The sequence below is a fragment of the Arthrobacter sp. ISL-30 genome (assembly GCF_018613855.1).
GTDB lineage: Bacteria > Actinomycetota > Actinomycetes > Actinomycetales > Micrococcaceae > Arthrobacter.
This window is the reverse complement of the sequence record NZ_JAGGPK010000022.1, coordinates 140,796-158,626: the sequence shown is the minus strand read 5'-3', so window position 1 is coordinate 158,626 and position 17,831 is coordinate 140,796. Positions and strand designations below refer to the sequence as shown.

12 protein-coding genes are annotated in these 17,831 nt (G+C 63.3%); 6 read left to right on the top strand and 6 right to left on the bottom strand.

Features of this window, described 5'->3' with window-relative positions:
• Positions 1–210: 210 nt before the first annotated feature.
• The 6 genes from J7E82_RS09855 to J7E82_RS09830 all read left to right on the top strand — a co-directional run bounded on the left by J7E82_RS09855 (position 211) and on the right by J7E82_RS09830 (position 10,680).
• Positions 211–2,430 (top strand): glycoside hydrolase family 36 protein, encoded by a 2,220-nt coding sequence (locus J7E82_RS09855; protein ID WP_251041722.1) that lies wholly within the window; start codon positions 211–213, stop codon positions 2,428–2,430.
• A 63-nt stretch (positions 2,431–2,493) separates the two neighbouring features.
• Positions 2,494–5,973, top strand: coding sequence for a discoidin domain-containing protein (locus tag J7E82_RS09850; protein ID WP_214862417.1), 3,480 nt, complete (start codon positions 2,494–2,496; stop codon positions 5,971–5,973).
• 248 nt (positions 5,974–6,221) lie between these two features.
• Positions 6,222–7,553, top strand: a complete 1,332-nt coding sequence (locus tag J7E82_RS09845) for an ABC transporter substrate-binding protein (RefSeq protein WP_214862416.1) — start codon at positions 6,222–6,224, stop codon at positions 7,551–7,553.
• Between the two features lie 31 nt (positions 7,554–7,584).
• Entirely contained in the window at positions 7,585–8,583 is a 999-nt protein-coding gene (locus J7E82_RS09840; protein ID WP_214862415.1) for a carbohydrate ABC transporter permease, read from the top strand.
• Positions 8,580–9,545 carry a carbohydrate ABC transporter permease gene (locus J7E82_RS09835; RefSeq protein ID WP_214862414.1) on the top strand — a complete coding sequence of 322 codons (966 nt, stop codon included), beginning with the start codon at positions 8,580–8,582 and terminating at the stop codon, positions 9,543–9,545. Before J7E82_RS09840 ends, J7E82_RS09835 begins: the two co-directional genes overlap by 4 nt.
• Positions 9,546–9,624: 79 nt before the next feature.
• Positions 9,625–10,680 carry a LacI family DNA-binding transcriptional regulator gene (locus tag J7E82_RS09830; protein WP_214862413.1) on the top strand — a complete coding sequence of 352 codons (1,056 nt, stop codon included), beginning with the start codon at positions 9,625–9,627 and terminating at the stop codon, positions 10,678–10,680.
• Positions 10,681–10,683: 3 nt separating this feature from the next.
• Here J7E82_RS09830 and J7E82_RS09825 read toward each other — a convergent pair whose 3' ends face one another.
• From J7E82_RS09825 to J7E82_RS09800, 6 genes are all read right to left on the bottom strand, one after another.
• Positions 10,684–12,228 carry an alpha-N-arabinofuranosidase gene (locus J7E82_RS09825; protein ID WP_308113734.1) on the bottom strand — a complete coding sequence of 515 codons (1,545 nt, stop codon included), beginning with the start codon at positions 12,226–12,228 and terminating at the stop codon, positions 10,684–10,686.
• Positions 12,229–12,309: 81 nt separating this feature from the next.
• On the bottom strand, positions 12,310–12,981 hold the full coding sequence (locus J7E82_RS09820) for a YesL family protein (protein ID WP_214862412.1): 672 nt from the start codon (positions 12,979–12,981) through the stop codon (positions 12,310–12,312).
• 3 nt (positions 12,982–12,984) lie between these two features.
• Positions 12,985–14,262, bottom strand: coding sequence for a family 43 glycosylhydrolase (locus J7E82_RS09815; RefSeq protein WP_308113732.1), 1,278 nt, complete (start codon positions 14,260–14,262; stop codon positions 12,985–12,987).
• A gap of 3 nt (positions 14,263–14,265) precedes the next feature.
• Complete coding sequence (locus J7E82_RS09810) at positions 14,266–15,216, bottom strand: carbohydrate ABC transporter permease (RefSeq protein ID WP_214862411.1); 951 nt, start codon at positions 15,214–15,216, stop codon at positions 14,266–14,268.
• Positions 15,217–15,228: 12 nt separating this feature from the next.
• Positions 15,229–16,128 (bottom strand): carbohydrate ABC transporter permease, encoded by a 900-nt coding sequence (locus tag J7E82_RS09805; RefSeq protein WP_214862410.1) that lies wholly within the window; start codon positions 16,126–16,128, stop codon positions 15,229–15,231.
• 128 nt (positions 16,129–16,256) lie between these two features.
• Positions 16,257–17,588, bottom strand: coding sequence for a sugar ABC transporter substrate-binding protein (locus J7E82_RS09800; RefSeq protein WP_214862409.1), 1,332 nt, complete (start codon positions 17,586–17,588; stop codon positions 16,257–16,259).
• Between the last annotated feature and the right edge of the window lie 243 nt (positions 17,589–17,831).

Sequence of the window (17,831 nt, the reverse complement as noted above, 5' to 3'; positions counted from 1 at the left end):
AGTAACTGGAAAGCGGTTGCCGCGCGTTGTGGCAGTGAGGATCAAAGTGGCTCACTCCTGCACCTGCCGATACCAAGGCTGGAGCGGTGCACTGCAAGACATGCGCGCAGGAATGGACGGCCATAGAACCGAGTCCGGACTCTGCGCTTTCCCCAGACCTTAGCCCCGTAATCGCGACCACCTCGCGCAGGAAGGACCCCCGTGACCGTCATGACACCCGAGGTCGGCGAGGGCCTCCTCAGCACCTGGGGCAACCAGCACCTTAGCGTCCACGTTTCCATCAGCCCGGACGATGCACCCCGAATCGCGGGACTGACGCTTCCCGGTGACGCCGAACCTGCCCTGCGCCGCTCAGCCCTTCCCCTGGTTGACATTTCCCTGGTGGGAGAAGGCCGGGAGGGCACCTCCGGAAAGAGGCATGTGGACGGGGCGGCGGCCCACCGGCTGCGCCTGGCGTGGGACAAGCAGGGCAACGGCCTCATCCCCGGCGAGCGCGACGGACGCGGACACCCCTCCGGTCCCTGGTGGCAGCTCGCTATGCAGGATCCGGCCACTGGTCTCGAAGCGATCACCACCTTGTCCCTGCCCGGCGACGGCCACGTCCTCCGGATCACCACCACCATTAGGGCAACCCGGGAGCCGGTAGCGATCGAGCACGCCTCTTCGCTCTCGCTGGGTGGGCTGGCGGCGGGGGCCCGCTGGGAAGACGATACCGCCGTCTGGCACGCGGCCAACCCGTGGAGCGGCGAGTTCCGTTGGCTCCGCGCGACTCTCGCCGAGCGGGGGCTGGTGGACGTCGGCATGACCCGCTACAACCAGGTGGGCTCCAAGAACCGCGTTGCCTTGACAAGCACAGGCGCGTGGTCCACCTCCGAGCACCTCCCGATCGGGGTCCTGGAGGATGTGCGCACGGGCCGCCTGCTGGCATGGCAGATCGAGACCAACGGAGCATGGCACTGGGAGGTCGCGGACCGTTATGGCGACCTCTACGTCGCCGGTTCGGGCCCTACAGCCCTTGAGCATGGCTGGGCGGCAATCCTGGGTGCCGGAGAGTCCTTCGAGGCAGCCCCGGCGTCGGTGACCCTCGTCCAGTCGCCGCAACACGTCCCCGCGCCTGGGCGCGCACCGCACGTCGGGGACGACGGCGGCGCCTCCGCCCTGGGTGCCGCGCTGACAGCGTACCGGCGCGCCGTGCGCCGGGAACACCCGGACCATACCGAACTGCCCATCATCTACAACGACTTCCTCAACGGACTCATGTCGGACCCCACCACGCGGCGGGTATTGCCCCTCGTGGAAGCGGCCGCGGACCTCGGCGCCGACATTTACTGCATGGACGCGGGCTGGTACGACGACGAGCAAGGCGGCTGGTGGGACTCCGTGGGTGAGTGGAAGGCATCCACAAGCCGCTTTCCGGGAGGCGGGCTGGCCGCCGTCCTGCGCGCGGTTCACGACGCCGGGATGAAGCCGGGTCTCTGGCTGGAGCCCGAGGTGGTGGGCCGCCGAAGTCCCCTCGCGCAGGCGCTCCCGCCCGAGGCATTCTTCCGCCGCCATAACCAGCGAGTGGCCGAATGGGGCCGCTATCAGCTCGACTTCCGCCACCCCGCCGCCCGGACGCACCTCGACGAGGTCGTGGACCGGATCGTGGGAGAGTATGGCCTCGGGTACCTCAAGCTCGACTACAACGTGGACACTGGCGCGGGAACATCCGGGCCTTCCGGCGTGGAGCCGCACGGCGCCGGGCTGCTCGGACACGGCCGGGCGATGCTGGACTGGGCGGCCGGGCTAATGGATCGGCATCCGGGATTGATCGTGGAGGGCTGCGCCGCCGGCGGCTCCCGCACGGACGCTACATCCGGGGCCGTCTTCCCGATTCAATCTCTTACAGATCAGCAGGACATGCTCCTCCTGCCACCGATTTCGGCCGCCGCACCCCTGGCCATTGCCCCGGAGCAGGCCGGGATATGGGCGAGCATCGACGGTTCGATGAGCGACGAGATGATCGCCTTCGCCCTGGCGGCACCCCTCGCGGCGCGTTTCCACCTCGCCGGGCGCATCGAAACACTCTCGGCTGCTCAACGAAACATCGCCCGCGGCGCCCTCGCCGCCTACGCCGGGCTCCGGAAGACCATCACCGGCGGAATGCCGCTCTGGCCCCTTGGCCTGCCGGACTGGCGGGACGACTGGATCGTTCAGGGCACGGTCACGGGCTCGGAGACGCTCCTTGTTGTCCACCGGCGCGGCGGGGATCCTGCGCTGTCGATCCCCCTCCCTGGCGTCGGCGAAGGCGCGACACTCGAGGTCGTCTTCCCCCTGTGGGGAGCCGGCGACGCAACACTGCTCCGCCGCGACGGAACGCTGGTGCTTGAGGTCGCGCTCCCGGACGCACCGGCCGCTCGCGTCGTCCGCATCGTCGAGCCGCGGGCCTAGGCCCACCACCCCGAACCGCACGAGTCCCCAACCAAACAGGCACCAATCGATCAAGGAGGAACGATGAAACGTCCTTTGAAGGTGAGGCGAACGGCCCGAATGCTCGGGCTTGCCGCCGCGTTGGCCCTCGTGGCCCCGGCAGGTGGGCTACCCCTGCCGGGCAGCGTGGGACCGGCGACGGCGGACACCGGCCAGGAGGTGACCATCACCGAGACTGTGGGCGCGAACGGCTTCGCCCATCCGGGCATCGGCGTGAGCGCCGCCAACCTCCGCAACGCCCGGGACATGGTTAAGGCTGGCACCGAACCGTGGAAGAGCTATTACGATGCAATGGCGGAGACGCCATTCGCTGCAAAGAATTTCCGCTCGTCCAATGCCAGCAGTGTGCTCGACCAGCCAGCTTCCACTGCGTTCAATTCCCAGGGGATCCAGAGCAGGCTCATCCGGGACGCTTTTGGCGCCTATACGCAGGCCATCCTGTACACCGTTACGGGTGACCCGGTGTATCGGGAGAACGGAATGCGGGCCATCCGCATCTGGAGCAACATGGACCCGGCCAAGTACGCCTACTACCCGGACGCGCACATCCACTCCGGGGTCCCGCTGTATCGGCTGTTGGCTGCCGCGGAGATCTTCCGGTCCACAAGCGTTCCCGACGGCTACACGGCCTATGACCTGCGGTGGAACGAGCAGGACACGGCGAAGCTGAGCTCCAACCTCATCGTGCCCATGACGGAGACGTTCCTGCACACCAACTGGCGCTATCTGAACCAGCACGGATACCCGCTCACCGGCGCGATCGCCGGGTACATCTTCACGGAGAACCGTGAGCGGTACAACGAGGCAGTGGAGTGGTACACGGTTAACGCCTCGACCACCCGCCCGGAGCAGAACGGCTCGACGGCGGCCCTGTTCCCGCTCATCTCGGCCGATAACCCCCTCAATCCATACGGCAAGTCGTTTGTCCAGCACCAGGAGATGGGCCGCGACCAGGCCCACGCCTGGGACGGCGTTAACATCCTGGGAGCACTGGCCCGTTTCCTGACGGTCCAAGGCACCAAGATCGACCCCACGGCGGGCACGGTTTCCACCGCGGCCAACGCGGTCTCGCCATACAAGTTCCTCGATGACCGCCTGCTCAAGGGAGCCAACGCTTTCACCGGCTACATGCTCGGCTACGACACTCCCTGGATTGACACCACCGGCGGCCCGGGCGCACTCTCGGAGGCGTATCGCGGACGCATGTTCAACCCGATCGACGAGCTGTATAACGTCTACAAATACGATCTCGGCGTGGATGTCGAGCGCGAGGCACCCTACATCGCCGAGCTGCATGCAAAGGCGGATGGCCCCAAGTTCTACTGGGGCACGGGCCTGTACAACTCCTGGGAGAGCAACCCGGACTACAGCCCCGAATACTGGCTCTCCCTTCCAGCACAGGTAGCGGGGCAGAAACGGCCTGTGGCTACTGACGCAAAGATCCAGCTCGAGACCCGCAGCTCGGCCATGGACGACCGGTCAAAGGTCATGACGAAGGATGAGCGAACATTCGTCAGGGTCAACGCCGCCGAACAAGGCAGCACCATTGCCGTACGTACCCTGATGTACGTCAGCCGCACAGGCTTCAGCCCGGTGGGTGTCCAGGTTCGCACGAATGGGCCGGCAACCCTTGGCATCGGCAAGGATCCGGCCACCCGGCTCGAGGTGCCGCTGCCGAACACAAACAACCAGTGGCGATACGTCACCTTTGACATGGACGTCGAGAAGCTGACAGGCAAGAGCCTTGGCGGCGAGAATCTCGCATACTTCACGGTGCTCGGGGCCAACGGCGTCACCGCGGACTTCGACTACGTCAACCTTGAGGCGAAGACCCAGCTGACGGTGCCGCAGTTCCCGGCCGATGTGACCACACCGATCATCGGCGTGGCCGGCGCTGAGCTGAAGCGTTCCCTGTCCGCCACCGACGCCGCAGGCGAGGTGCTCGCTTACACGAGCGCCGGACTTCCCATTGGCGCCAGCCTCCACCCCGAGACGGCCCAGCTTAAGTGGAAGCCGACCAGCCGCGACGTAGGAAAGCGCATCTTCCAGGTCACGGCCAACGACGCCGCTACCCTCGCGACGCGTCCCGCTACCGTGCTCATCGCCGCCGACCGGCAGTCTGCCTTCAATGCCGCGCTGGAAGGCTACGATCCGAACGCGACGTACGAGTCGGCGTCGTTCGCTCCCTTCGATACGGTCAGGACCGAGGTCCGGGCTGCCATAGCCACGGCCGACGATGCCGGCTACTTGGAGCAGCTCGTTCGTCTCCAGCAAGCGGTCAAGGCGCTCAAGCTCCTGACCCCGAAGCTGGGCGACGACGGTTCAATCGACTATCGCGGGCTCGTCACCACGAACCCAACGAGTGTCCAACCGAGGAACCTCGTGGATGCAAACTTCAACACGACGACCGGTGACTTGCGGGCGCCGTTCACGATGGACTTCGGCCAGGGCTTCCAGGTTTCCGCGGAAGCCTTCGGACTCCAGGCGCGGTACAACTTCGCGAACCGTTCCCAGGGCGCCAACGTCTACGGCTCCCGTGACGGGCGCACCTGGACGCTGCTCACCGAACGGGAGACGACGAACACGACGGCGAACGGCTTCGCAATGGAGACCATCCCGGTTCGCGCCGAAGTTGCAGGGCAGACGTTCCGCTACCTGAAGGTCCAGGTGGACCACCCCGGTGTACCCACCGACCCTGCCTACCCCGGCATCTCGTCCTTCGGCGAGTTCCGCGTCCACGGCCAGCGGCATGAAATGGCCAACTCGGTCTCCTCACTGTCAATCTCCACGTCCAATACCGACAAGGGCCTGGCCCAAAACGGGGACACCGTGACCCTCGACATCGTGGCCACCGAGCCACTGTCGGAGGTAAATGCCGTCGTCGAGGGAGCAGCCGCCACAGCCACCTCCACGGACGGGATCCGCTGGACTGCCCGCGCCGTCCTGCCTTCCGACGTCGAGTTCGGCCGGGATGTCCAGTTCACCCTTGACTACAAGACCGTCTCGGGAAAGTCCGGCACTACCCTCACGAGCACCACGGACGGCAGCCGCCTTGCCTTGTGGAATAGCGCGATCCAGCGTGTTCCCGTGGTCCAGGGCTGGGTGAACGCCTCAACCTGGGCATGGCCGGGGACAGGCACCAGCCAGCAAAACGGGTGGCGTATGTTCGACCGTGACATCGCCACGGCCACGGACACGACGTCGTCCAACGGCTGGGTCACGGTGAAGCCCACCGACGGCTCGCGCATCATGGCCGACCTGGTCCGGGTCTACCCGCGCTCCACCCACGTAAGCCGAGGGAACGGAACCGTCATCCAGGGCTCCAACGACGGTGGAGTCACGTGGCAGACGTTCATGACCATCTCGGGCATGACCGGTGCCAACTGGTACACGTTCTCGCTCCCGCAGCGGGCAGATTACGCCCAGGTTCGGGTACTTGACGAGCACGGCGGCAACACCAACCTCGCAGAGGTCGAGTTCCTTCACGGACCGCCTAGGCCTTGACCATCCGAAGCGGGGGCGCCCGGTTCGATTTTCCGGCGCCCCCGTTTCGGGCTACCCTTCTTTACGTTGCTCCTCCCGTTTTAGCCACCGCTCCCCGGAGATGCGCTATTGTTACCGCTAACTCGTTGACAATGTGGTCCGCATCACGCATGCTGGATAACGATTTCCTGTTAGCCCGCCCCGGTGTTTCAGACACAACGGGATAACGATTTCCTCTACCCCTCCGTTACACCTCAAAGGAGAGAATTATGAAGTTCACAAACCGCAGGCGGCTCACTTTGAGCGCTGCCGTCCTCGCCTCAGCCGCCATGCTTTCCGCCTGCGCCGGCGGCGGATCCGTCGCCCCGGCAGCACAGGAGACCAAGTCAGGCCCCGTCACGATTGATGTGTGGGGCTGGAATGCCGAGACGGGCAAGCAGATAGTGGATGCGTTCAACGCCGCACAGAGCGACGTCAAGGTCAACTACGTCCTTCAGGCCTCCAACACCGCCACCCAGACGAACTTCCGCAACGCGATGGAAGCCAAGAGCGATGTGCCGTGCCTGGTCCAGGGCTTCGCGCCCCTGACCACCATGGTGGTCAACGGTTGGGCCCAAGACATCACCGATGCAGTCAAGCCGACCGAGGACACGTACAACGACGGCGCCAAGGCTGCCGCCAAGGTCAATGACCGGTACTACGGCCTTCCCTCCGGCGCCGACGGACAGTTCATGATCATCAACAAGGACACGTACGACAAGTTCGGCGTCAAGGTCCCCACCACATGGCAGGAGTTCGTGGAAGCCGGAAAGACCTTCAAGGCGCACGGCGTGGACGTCACCAACCTCGCCGGCGAGGACCCAAGCACCCTGATGAACCTCGCCCAGCAGGGCGGCGCAGAATGGTTCGCGATCGACGGTGACAAGTGGAAGGTCAACTTCACCGACAAGGCCACACTCGCTGCTGCGGACATCATTCAGCAGCTCATCGACAACGACCTCGTCTCTAACCAGACCTACAAGGACAGGCCGGCCCTGTACGCGTACTTCGACTCAGGGAAGATGGCATCCACCACCACCCAGTGGTGGTCGCTGACCGGTTACAAGACCAATTTCCCGGCCACTTCCGGTCATTGGGAAGCCGTCGAGATCCCGCAGTTCTCGGCCGACAAGAAAGCCACTCCGGGCCGCTCCACCCCGAGCTTTGTCCCCGTCGGCTGCGAAAACCCCGAGGCCGTAGTCAAGTACGCCGACTGGCTCGCCACCCCTGAGGGCATCCAGGCCGGCAAGAACCCGAAGACCGGTTCCGTAGGCCTCCCCTCCTCGCTGAAGGACCCGTCCCCCTACGTGAAGGACATCGTCCCCAAGGGCTTCTTCGTGGACGACACCAAGGCCGCAGAGGTCATGGTGGAGGCCCAGACAGCCACGGTAGGCAAGTTCGAGCTTGGCCCGAACTATGACGCATGGTTCCCGGAGCTGCAGGACCAGTGGGGCAAGGCCGTAGCCGGCCAGATCAAGCTCAGCGAGGCCCTGAAGAACGTCCAGAAGTTCGTGGCATCAGATCTGGAGAAGAAGGGCATCTCGTTCACCGCCGCCAGCTGACGGCTGGTTACCGGGAGAGCAGGAGGACTCCATGACAGCAATGACCGAAACGGCCGCCAAGCCAGGCCGTTCCCCGCGGGGAAGCAAAACACCTCGGGGAAACAGCGGCGCGACGGACGGTCCCGCGCTTCGACCGCGGGCAGGATGGCGCGTCAAGCAGGACCTGAAAGGCGCATCCCTGAGCCTGCCATTCCTCATCGGTTTCGGGGTGTTTACCCTGGTCCCGATCGCCATGGCCCTCAAGGAAAGCGTCTTTGCCACCAAGACGTCGGGACTCGGCTTCGGCAAGGCAACCTCCACGTTCGTGGGCTTTGAAAACTTCGCCGAGGCCCTCGCGGATACGTCCTTCTGGGCGGGCATGCTGCGCGTGTTCATCTACGCGATCGTCGTGGTGCCGCTTGGCCAGCTGCTCAGCCTTGCAATGGCCCTGGTGCTCGACGGCGTGCGGCGGCGGGTCGCCGCACGCTTCCGGATCGTCCTCCTGCTCCCCTACATGGTGCCCGGCCTCGTGGCGACCATGATCTGGATTTATCTCTACAGCCCCGTGGTGGGCCCACTCGGCGATTTCTTCCAGCTCTTCGGGCTGGACGTGAACTTCTTCTCGGGCAACACCGTTTGGTCGTCGATCGGCAACCTGGCCATCTGGGGCGGCATTGGCTTCAACATGCTCATCATGTACGGCTCCCTCCAGTCGATCCCCCACGAGATTTTCGAGGCCGCCAGGATCGACGGCGCCTCGGAACTTCGGATCGCATTGGACATCAAGGTACCGTTCCTGCGCGGCTCGCTGGTTCTGACAAGCCTGCTGGCGATTATCGGCACGCTTCAGATCTTCAGCGAACCGCTGCTGTTCCGGGCCGTTACGCCGGAAACCATCACCAAGGACTTCACCCCCGCCATGATGATCTTCAACCAGGCCTTCCAGGTGGGCAACGTCAACTACGCCACTGCCCTGTCGATCGTTCTCGGCGTTGTGGTGGGCATCGTTTCGGCCATCATTTACCGCTTCACGAACAGGATTGAGTCATGACCCAGGCATCGCTGCGGCCGAACGCCGTGCGCGGAACAGACCTGCCCGGCTCGGGCGCCCCCAAACCCGCGCGTTCGCGCCGGAAGTGGAGCCGAAATCCCAATGTGGAGCGCTCGGCGAACGAAGCCGAGGGCGTCTCCCGCTGGGTGATGCTCGGAATCCTCGCTTTCCTGGCCATTTACTCCGCCGGTCCCTTGTGGTGGCTCATCGTGGCCTCCACCAAGTCGAAGGAACAGCTCTACACAACCAACGGCATGTGGTTTGGGCAATTCAGCCTTTGGGACAACCTGGCCAACCTGTTCACCTACCAGGAGGGAATCTTCGCCCGCTGGCTCTGGAACACAGTGGTCTACTCGACGCTGGGCTCTGTCGGGCTGACGCTGGTGGCCCTGGCGGCAGGCTATGCCATCGCGAAGTACCAGTACCTGGGGCGCGGCTTCACGATGGGCCTCATCATTGCGTCGTTCCTCATTCCGGGCACCCTTATGATCGTCCCGTCGTTCGTGCTGTTCACCCAGATGGGGATCTACGACACGATCTGGGCCATGATCCTGCCTGGCATGTTCGGTTCGTTCTCGGTCTACCTGGCCAAGGTATATGCGGAGGGAGCCGTTCCGAGCGAGCTCATGGAGGCTGCCAGGATCGACGGCGCCGGCGAGTACAGGATCTTCTTCTCGCTGGGGCTTAGGCTCATGACGACGGCGGGCGCCACGATCTTCCTCCTGCACTTCGTAGGCTCGTGGAACACCTTCATGTGGCCGCTTGTCTTCCTGAAGGGCGCCGACAAATGGCCCGTCATGCTCGGACTGTACTCGTGGCTCGAACGCGGAACGGACAGCCAGTATGACCTGACCGGCCTGGTCATCACCGGATCCCTCATCTCCACCATTCCGATGGTCATCCTCATGATCGCCATGCAGCGGTACTGGCGTTCCGGCGTCACCATGGGAAGCGTCAAATAGTTCAAGCATTCAACGTTGTAAAATGGAGCCAGGCAGGGAAACCCCTGCCTGGCTCTTTTTATGGACGGGAGACACCTAAATGGCTGCGACTCTGCATGATGTGGCAAGGGTGGCCGGAGTTTCCTTCAAGACCGTGTCCAACGTGATCAACAACCACCCGCATGTGCGCGACTCAACCCGTGCCAAGGTGGAGGAGGCCATTGCGGCGCTTGGATACCGGCCGAACCTCACCGCACGCAGCCTGCGTTCCGGCCACACCGGTGCCGTTACCTTGGCGGTCCCGCAGCTCCGCCTCCCCTACTTCGCTGAGCTGGCGGACGCCGTCATTGACGCAGCAGCCAAACACGGCCTCGTGGTCCTGATCGAACAAACGGGGGGCGAACGCGAGAGGGAGCTCGAAGTCATGTCCAGCCCCCGGCTCAAGATGTCCGACGGCCTGATCTTCAGCCCCCTGGGGATGGGCCAGGAGGACGCTGAGCTAGTGAAGGCCGACGTCCCCGTTGTCCTGCTCGGCGAGCGCATCTTCTCCAGCGGCTGCGACCACATAACAATGCAGAACGTCGCTGCCGCCCGCGCGGCAACCGAGCACCTCCTTGACCTGGGCCGGCAGCGGATCGCCGTCATTGGCGCCCATGAGGGCGAAGTCATCGGCTCTGCCGGACTGCGCATGCGCGGCTACCGCGAGGCGCTGGAAGCGCGAAACATCCCCTACGACGACGCCATAGTGGGATACATGTGGTCCTGGCACCGCGCGAACGGCGCAGCGGCGATGCGGGAGCTGCTGGAAAGGGGAGTGGAGTTCGACGCCGTCTTCGGCCTGAATGACACACTGGCCCAGGGCGCGATGCGGGTTCTTCAGGAAGCCGGTTACCGGGTCCCTGACGACCTCGCAGTGATTGGCTTCGACGACCTCGACGAGACCCGGTACTCCTTGCCCACCCTTTCCACAGTGGACCCCGGCCGGGATGAAATCGCAGAGACCGCCATCAGGGTCCTCATGGAGCGGATCAAGAACCCCGACGGCGGTGCACCGCGCGAAATTGAGACTGCCTTCCGTGTAGTGGGAAGGGAGTCGACGCTCGGCCGGAACAACTCAGGTGCTAACGAACCAGGCCCTAGCGACCCAAACCGTTAGGAATCACCCCAAGGCCAGGGCAGACCACGACACGGGCGGCAGGCTGACGGTCAGGATGCCGCCTTCGAGGACAACGCCTTCAAGCGGCTTGAGCCCGACGCGGTCCTGGTCCTGGAGTGTGTTCCTGGCATAGGCGTCCTCATCGTGCAGGGTGAGGGCTTCCTCGACCACGGTCGCCTCGAGCTCAGCGACATTGATGGTCACTTCCAACCACTCGGACAGGCTGCGGTTTACGAGGAACAGCGCCGATTTCCCGGAGGCGGTATCGGCTGTGGCCACCGCATCGACCAGCGGAGCCTCGCCATGTACAGCGGTGTTGTAGGTGCCGACGTCGATCCGTGGCCGCAGCACTTCACCGCGAGCCAGGCGGGACGTCACCGAGAACGGGAAGAATGTTGCCTGCCGCCAGGCCGGCCCTCCCGGCTCAGTCATGATGGGGGCGATAACGTTCACCAGCTGGGCGAGCGACGCCGCCGCCACGCGGTCATGGTTCTTCAGCAGCGTGATGAGCAGGTTGCCGAAGACGACGGCGTCCGCAACTGAGTAGACGTCCTCAAGGAGCCGCGGGGCGTGCTCCCACTCAACCTGGGATACCTGCGAGGCCTGGAATTCGTCCAAATACCAGATGTTCCATTCATCGAAGGAAAGCTGCATGGTCTTCTTGCTGCGCAATTTGTGCTTGACGTGGTCGGCCGTGGCCACGACGGTCTCAATGAAGAACTGCATGTCCAGGGACGAGGCCAGGTACGATCCCAGGTCGCCGTTCCTCTCCTGGTAATACGCATGGCAGGAGATATAGTCCACGTCCTCGTAGCACTGTTCGAGGACAACGCGCTCCCACTCCCCGAAGGTCGGCATTGCCGAGCTTGAGGAGCCGCAGACCACAAGTTCGAGGTCCTTGTCCGCAGTCTTCATGGCCGACGCGGTGCGCGCGGCGATCCGGCCATAGTTTTCAGCGGACATGTGCCCGATCTGCCATGGCCCGTCCATCTCATTGCCCAGGCACCACATGCGGATGTTGTAGGGTTCCCGGGCTCCATTGGCGATGCGTTGCTCACTGAGGGTGGTTCCGGATGGGTGGTTGGTATATTCGAGCAGGTCAAGGGCCGCTTCGATGCCGCGGGTGCCCAGGTTGACGGCCATCATCAGTTCGGAGTTGGTCAGCGCGCACCAGCGGGCAAACTCATCGACGCCCACTTGGTTGGACTCGAGGGAATGCCAGGCGAGGTCCCGCCGCACGGGTCGCTGCTCGCGCGGCCCCACGCCGTCTTCCCAGCGGTAGCCGGAAACGAAGTTGCCGCCCGGGTAGCGGATCGTGGTGGAGCCGAGTTCCTTGACGAGTTCGACCACGTCCAGCCGAAAGCCGTCTTCATTGGCCGTGGGGTGTTCCGGTTCGTAGATCCCGTCATAGACGCAACGTCCCAGATGCTCAACAAAGGACCCGAAGATCCGCCGGTTCACAGGCGCGACGACGGCCGAACGGTCGACCACTACGGTTGCGGTCGCTGTGGTGACGAGGTCCTCGGCGGGGATTGATGTGATGGTCACGGGTTTTCCTTTTGATAGTTTGTCTAACGTTGTAGAAATTGGGTGCGCTTTAGTCTCCGCAGAAATTCCCCATTGGAGGTGTCACGCGAAAGAGGAGCGCTCCGCTGCTGACTTGCGGGCAAGGACTGCCATCCGATGCTCGACGAGCCAATCCGCAACGAACAGTGGCAGGGACGCCCCAAACAGCGGAATGAGGACGTCGAATTCAGCGAAGAGAACGGACGCCGCGCCCAGGCTCGCAAGCAGGGCCAGGCTCATGACCGGCGAGGCCAGGGGCAGCACGAAGGCGTAGCGCCACGTCTGCATCACGGTGTCCCGGTACCTGGCGCAGGCGGTGACAGCACAGGCCGCAGCGAGCACCGTCCACAAACCGACCACAGACACCAAGGCAGGGATGGCCGCAGCCAGGGGTGAGTCCGCAGCCGGGGAAGCTCCGCCGGCCATGGGCATGAGGGACGTCAGGTTCAGCGCCCAAACAATACCGGCAGCCCAGAACAGGCCACCAACGGCATTTGCATGCAGGAACCGGGCCCGGTAAGCAGCCACGAAATCCTGGACTAGCTGCTCCCCTCCGCCGCCTGCTCGGAGTCGGGCTAGCACAGTGGAGGCCGCAACGGCCGCTGGAAACAGCCCGAAAACCACAGCCCCCGCGAGCGCTCCTGCCACAAACAGCAGGTTGACGAGGATCAGGTGCGTTCCAAAACGAAGCCACTGCATGAGCCTGTCCGCCCAGCCGGTTCCATTCACGTCCACGGGTCAATCCCCCTTCGTGCCGAACCAGGCAATGCCGTCGGCGGAGAATCCGCTGAACGACAGGACGGAGCGCTCCCGGGACCAATCCCAGGAGGCAAAGACGACCGCATCGAGCTCTGTCCCCGCGACGTCCAGGCGCACTGGAACCGGCGCGCCGTCGTACTCTTTACCCGCCACCACCTCCGCGGGGGCGGTGACCTCCATCGGGATGGCGTGCGCCACTGCGGCAGAGGACGGCTCCAGTTTCACCACCCGCCACATGCCGGCAAGCGATTCAGGGGCATCAAGTGCCTCGGCCTCATGTCCGGCGAAGGGCTGGGGCGACACCACAGGCCAGCCGGCTTCCGTGAAGAACAGGCGGCGCAGCTGGGCCATGTGCTGCTGCGGGTCCTCCGCGAAACGCACATGGTGCACCATGTAGTAGTCGGACTGTTCCCCTTCGCCGTCCACCAGGACCGAGTTGTGGCCGGGAGCGGACCAGGCGGTATCGCCGTCGAAGCCATAACTTCCAAGGATTTTGGTACCCACAGAGGTGGGCTGGGCTTCCAGGTCCGTCATCAGCGTTCCGTTGAGGTCCCGATAGGGACCCTCTATGTGCTCGGCAACGGCCACCCGGATGTTGTACGTGCTGAAGAGCGAATCGTAGGAAGTGAAGAGGACGTAGCGGTCTTCCTCACGTCGGTAGAGAATGAATGCTCCCTCGATGGCCCCTTCAACCGACGGGTGCCTGCGGGCGATCAAGGCGCCGGCGTCCCCCTCCTTTGCCGGTCGTCCGCTAGCGGGATCCAGGCGGAGGGTGTAGATGCCGGAAAAGAAGGATCCATAGGTGAGCCAGGGTTCGCCGTCGCGGTCAAAGGTGACGGCGGCGTCGATAGCGTTCTGGGTGGACTCTCCTGAGCTAGTGGCCAGAATGACGCCTCGGTCCTCCCATGGTCCGGCAGGACGGGGAGCGACGGCGAGGCCGATGGCTGAGGTGTTGGAGCCGAACGTCGAGGCGGAGTAGTACATGTGCCACTGTCCTCCTGGCCAGCGGACCACCTCGGGAGCCCACAGGCCCTTGGCGCCGCTCCACTCCCTCGCGGGGCGCGGCACGCCGTCGACCGCGGTTCCCAGGAAGCGCCAGGTGACGAGGTCCTCGGATGTACGGATGTGCACTCCGGACGGAATATGTTCCTGCACGGCCGCGGCATCAGTGGAAAACATGTAGTACGTGCCGTCATCGCCGCGAACCACCGTTGGGTCATGGGCGTGCCTGAGGCCCCAGCTTTCCGTGCCCTCCACGGCCTAGCCCTTGGCTCCGGTGAGGGCTATCGATTCGATGATCTGGCGCTGGAAGACAATGAAGACGATCAGCACGGGCAGCAAGGCGATGAACGACGCCGCCATGATCAACGGGTAGTCCGTCTGAATGGCGTACTGGGCGTTGAAGTTGCCAATCACCAGTTGCAGCGTCTGTTTGCCCGGCGAGTTCAAGTAGATGATCGGTGCCAGGTAGTCGTTCCACACCGCCATGAACCAGAGGATGAACTGCGCCGCCAGGGCGGGGCGGATGACAGGCAGGATGAGCCTGAAGAAGATCTGGAGGAACGAGGCGCCGTCGATCCTCGCCGCTTCAATGATCGAATCGGGAACGCTGGAAAGGTACTGCCGCAGGAAGAAGATCATGATGATGTTGCCGAACAGTCCCGGCACGATGAGGGGCAGGAGCGTGTCCACCCAGCCGATGCCGGCAAAGACGGTGAACTGCGGAATCATGAGCGTCGGGAAGGGAATCATGAGGCCGGACAGGAGGCCCAGGAACAAGACATTCTTGAAGGGCATGCGCATCTTCGCGAACGCGAAGGCGGCGAGGGCCGAGGTGAGCGAGCCGACAATAGTCACTGAACATGCCACGATCAGGCTGTTCTGGATGCCACTGAGGAGCGGGCCCGCAGTCCAGACACGAAGGTAGTTCTCCCAGACGAAGGGGTCCGGAATCCACTGCGGGGGCAGTTCGAAAACGCCCTCGCGCGTCTTAAGGGAAGTGGAGAACGTCCACGCCAGCGGGGCGATCATGATTATTGCCCCGAGGGAGAGGACCAGCGTGACGAGGACGTTGCCCAGGCGGTCCTTGCTGGTCCGCCGGTGCTTGCCAGGTAGCGCAGGAAGTGATGGGCGGGATCCGTAAGAGGCCTCGTTGCCTGAATCTTCGGTCTTTTGTGCTGACTGGGAGATGAGTGTGGGTTGTGGCGACATGGCTGGCGGCCCTCAATCGATAGAGAACTGGTTGCGGCGGTTCAGCCGGAACTGGATAAACGTGATGACGAAGACGAGGAGTCCGAGCACCACCGACATGGCCGAGGCATAGCCCATCTGCAGGTTGTCGAAGGCTTTTTGCCAGATGTACCAAACGATTGACGCCGATTCGAATTCCGGACCTCCAGTGGGCGTCATTATGTTGATCTCGACGAAGATCTGCGAGCCGCCGATGATGCTCGTGACTACAAGGAAGAAAGTGACGGGCCGGACCATGGGGACCGTGACGTGGCGGAACTGCTGCCAGACGCCGGCGCCGTCCAGGGCGGCTGCCTCGTAAAGGTGCCGCGGGACCGATTGCAGGGCCGCCAGGTATAGCAGCATGGAATACCCCAGGCCTTTCCAGATGGCCATGATGATGAGGGCCGGCTTGACGGTTGCCGTGTCCTGCAGCCAGTTTGGACCCTCAATTCCCAGGAGTCCCAGCCCCTGGTTGATGAGGCCGAAGTCTCCGTTGAAGGCCCACTGCCAAAGGATGGCGACGGCGGCGATGGAGGAAATCACCGGGAGGTAGTAGACCGTGCGGAAGAACGTGGTGCCGCGCATCTTGCGGTTCAGGGCCAGGGCAAGGCCAAGGGAAATGACGAGTCCGATCGGGATCCCGATCATCATGAACAGCGTGTTCCACATCGACTTCAGGAAGTACCGGTCCCCGAACATCTTTACGTAGTTGTCGAAGCCCTTGAAGACGGGGGCGGAAATGCCGTTCCAGTTGGTGAACGACGCATAGACCGAGAACAACAGCGGGAAGAGCGTGAACAGCAGGAATCCGATCACCGGGATGGCAACGAAGGCGAGTGCTGCCCGATGCTCCCTTCGGTGAAGCCTTGAGCGGCGCATGGTCATGGACATCGGCGGATCCTCTTCGATTCGTTTCGGCAGTGCGGTGTAGCAGGGGTTGATCTGCTGGTGGTTGGTCAGGTGCCGCGGCCGCAATCGGGCTGCAGCCGCGGCACCGGTCTTTGATGCTCGGCTGGCGGTTAGTTGCCGGCCTGCTGGTTCGCGGAGTCGAGGAACTCCTGCATGCGGGGCTGGGCTTCCTTCAGGTAGTCCTTGGCGCTCTGCTTTCCGTCCAGCACCGGCTGGATGTTGGTGAACAGCTCGTCATACCACTCGGCATTGAAGGTGTTGCCTCCCGGCAGGGCGCGTCCGTAGTCCTTGACGATCTGGAGGAACTCCTGCTTGTTGGCCGGAGGTGCGCTGGTGTCTGCGGCCCAGGTTTCGGCCATGTCCTTCAAATTGGGGATCTGGATGCTGGCATCCACCAGGGTCTGCTGTGCTTCCTTGTTGGCGGTCAGGTATTCGACCAGCTTCACGGCCTCGGCCGGGTACTTGGTGCCCTCGGAAACGGCGATTCCCAAGGTGCCGGTCCATGTCGCAGTCTTGCCCGTCTTGCCGGCGGGATAGGGAATGACATCCCATTCAAAGCCGAGCTTCTTGTAGGTGGACAGGTCCCAGGGAGCGATGGGGAAGAAGCCGATTTCGCCCTTCATCCAGCGCTGGTAGGTGTCAAGAGTCTGGGCTTCTGCCACCGAGGGTGTCACCTTGTGGACGTTCTGAAGGTCAGCGAACCACTGGAGGGCTTCGGCGAATTCCGGAGTGTCCACGGTGACCTTTTTCCGGTCCTCGCTCAGCCAGTCGCCGCCGTTGGACCAGACGAAGGGCTGCAGGTTCCACTGCACATTCAGGCCGGTTCCCCACTGGTCAAGCTGGCCGTCGCCATTGGTGTCCGCCGTGAGCTTCTTGGTAGCGGCTACAAACTCGTCGAACGTGTACGGCCTGTCCTTGTCTGGCAGGGGCACGCCGGCTTTCTCAAGCATTGTCTTGTTGTAGCCGAAGGAGAACGGCCCAACATCCTTCGGAAGTGCGTAGATTGCACCCTCGCCTACGCGCTTGCCGTCAAACCGGTAGCTGTCAATGCCGTACTCCCAGATGTTGTCCAGGTCGATAGTGTCCGACTTTTCAACGAACTCGGTGATGTCCTTGACGATGCCGTTTTGCACATAGGCCTGGACGTCGCCGGGCCCGATATAGAACACGTCGGGAACCTGCTTGCCGGCGATGGCCGCCTTGAGCTTGGTGGCGTACTGGTCCGCCGTGGTAACAATAATGTCGACGTCGACGCTGTTGTCCTTCTCGAACTGGGCGACGGCCTTCTCATACGCCTTCTTCTCGTCCTCTCCCCCACGGAACATGAAGGTGAGCTTCTTCTCACCGGATTCACTGGCAGCGGGAGCTGAACAGCCGCCAAGCATGAGTCCGGCGGCGACCACCATTCCCAAGGTTGCGGCAATTGACCGTGACTTCATCATCACGTAGTCCTTCCGAGTAGCTGTAGCTGTGAGGGCTGGGCTTCAAGAAGTCCGTACCCGAGTTGTTGATTTGCAACGTTGTAAGAAATATCACACGCCCCGCCGGACCCCGTCAAGAGTACGACGCCAAAATTGTTTGCGCTAACACTACGGCGCTCCCGCTGATAAAGCGAGACCTTGACCAGAGGGCAAAGGCATGCCATATTCGCTTGTTACAACGTTGTATAGATTTTGCCTCGCCTC